Below are 1,487 nucleotides of genomic sequence, written 5' to 3'. Positions count from 1 at the left end.
GGGTGAGCGACCCGAAGTCGACGTCCGAGCCGGCCGCCGAGTACGTCGCAGCGATCGGCTGGTCCTTCTTGCGACCGGGGATGAGCGCCGGTGCCCACTGCCGGATCTGTGCGGGGTCGTCGGAGAACTCGATGCCGGCGAAGAGCGGGTGGTCGCGCATCGCTTCGTACCGCGCACGCATGTAGGCGACGTTGGCCTCGCCCCAGACGAAGGAGATGTGCGGCGTCGGGTTGATGAAGTTCGTCGGTTCCGGCAGCACGCCGGTCTCGACCAGGTGCGCCCAGAACTGTCGCGAGACCTGGAACTGTTCGTTGACCGTGACCGCCTTCGCGATGTCGACGCGGCCGTCCGGCAGTTCGGGCGTGTAGTTCAGCTCGCACAGCGCCGAGTGCCCGGTCCCCGCGTTGTTCCACGGGTTCGAGGACTCCTGCGCGACCGTGCCGAGCCTCTCGTACACGCGGATCTTCCAGCTCGGTTCGAGCTTGTGGATGATGGCCCCGAGCGTGGCACTCATGATGCCTCCGCCGATCAGGACGACGTCGATGGGGTCCACCTGCTTCTCTGCCACCCGTCGATCCTACCGGCGTCCCCCGACAGACGGACGGGAGGCCCGTGGTCGCGCCACCACGGGCCTCCCGTCCGTTCGCGGGGACGTCTCAGGCGGTCGCCGCGCGCCCGACGGCCACCCACTCGAGGCGGCGGAGCGTCTCGCGGTTGCGGATCCAGATGAGCGGCTGCATGAGGAAGTCCGGCACGTGCGACCCCGGCCCGGCCACCGCGTTCTCGGTGATCGTGACCTTGCTGCCGTGCCGGTGCGGTTCGACCGTCAGCTCGACGCGGGCCTCGCCGATGGGCCAGCCCTTGGGCTGGATGACCATGCGGTGTGGCGGCTCCCAGACCAGCGACGTCGTGACGTCGTCGATGACGATCGGCCAGGCGCCGAACGAGTGGTGCAGCCGCGTGCCGACCTGCGGCCACCCGGATTCCTCCTTGCGCATGCGCGACGCCCCGACCACCCAGGTCGTGTAGAGCCACCCGTCGCCGAGCACGTCGAAGACGGCTTCGGGACGGCAGTGCAGGATGCGGACGCTCTTCGCCATGGTGTTCAGCCTTCCGGGGTGAGGTCGACGTCCTCCGGCAGTCCGAAGGTGTGCCGGAGCGCGCTCTTCGCCGCGTGCCAGCCGGCCATGCCGTGCACGCCGGGGCCGGGTGCCGCGGACTCGGAGCACAGGTACATGCCGCCGCCCATCCGCCACGGGTCGCTCGACAGGACGGGGCGCTTGACGAGCTGCCAGAAGCTCGCGGCACCGGCGGCGATGTCGCCACCGACGTAGTTCGGGTTGTACTCGCCCATCTGCACGGCGGTGCGGGAGCTCGACGACAGGATCGTGTCGCGGAACCCCGGCGCGAAGCGCTCGATCTGACGGGTGACGGCCTCGGTCGGGTCGACGTCCGAGCCCGCGGGGACGTGCGCGTAGGCCCAGAAG

At 70.0% G+C, this 1,487-nt stretch carries 2 protein-coding genes and 1 pseudogene; all 3 read right to left on the bottom strand.

The window, feature by feature from the left end; genetic code table 11:
* A partial coding sequence (locus tag BACI9J_RS23400; protein WP_236558899.1) for a malate:quinone oxidoreductase occupies window positions 1–514 on the bottom strand: 514 nt, incomplete at its 3' end.
* Between the two features lie 142 nt (window positions 515–656).
* A complete protein-coding gene (locus BACI9J_RS23395; protein WP_159556151.1) occupies window positions 657–1,100 on the bottom strand; it encodes an SRPBCC family protein in 444 nt (147 codons plus the stop codon).
* Window positions 1,101–1,105: 5 nt separating this feature from the next.
* Window positions 1,106–1,487: pseudogene (locus tag BACI9J_RS23390) on the bottom strand (dehydrogenase); the annotation flags it as partial.

Origin of the sequence: Arthrobacter sp. 9V (assembly GCF_902506065.1) — a bacterium.
Lineage (GTDB): Bacteria > Actinomycetota > Actinomycetes > Actinomycetales > Micrococcaceae > Arthrobacter.
The sequence above is the reverse complement of the archived record's forward strand: the minus strand, read 5'-3'. Positions and strand labels throughout refer to the sequence as shown.

What these genes read in the sequence shown, in the direction of transcription:
- BACI9J_RS23395 (WP_159556151.1), bottom strand. Translation starts at nt 1,100, where the DNA reads ATGGCGAAGAGCGTCCGCATCCTGCACTGCCGTCCCGAAGCCGTCTTC.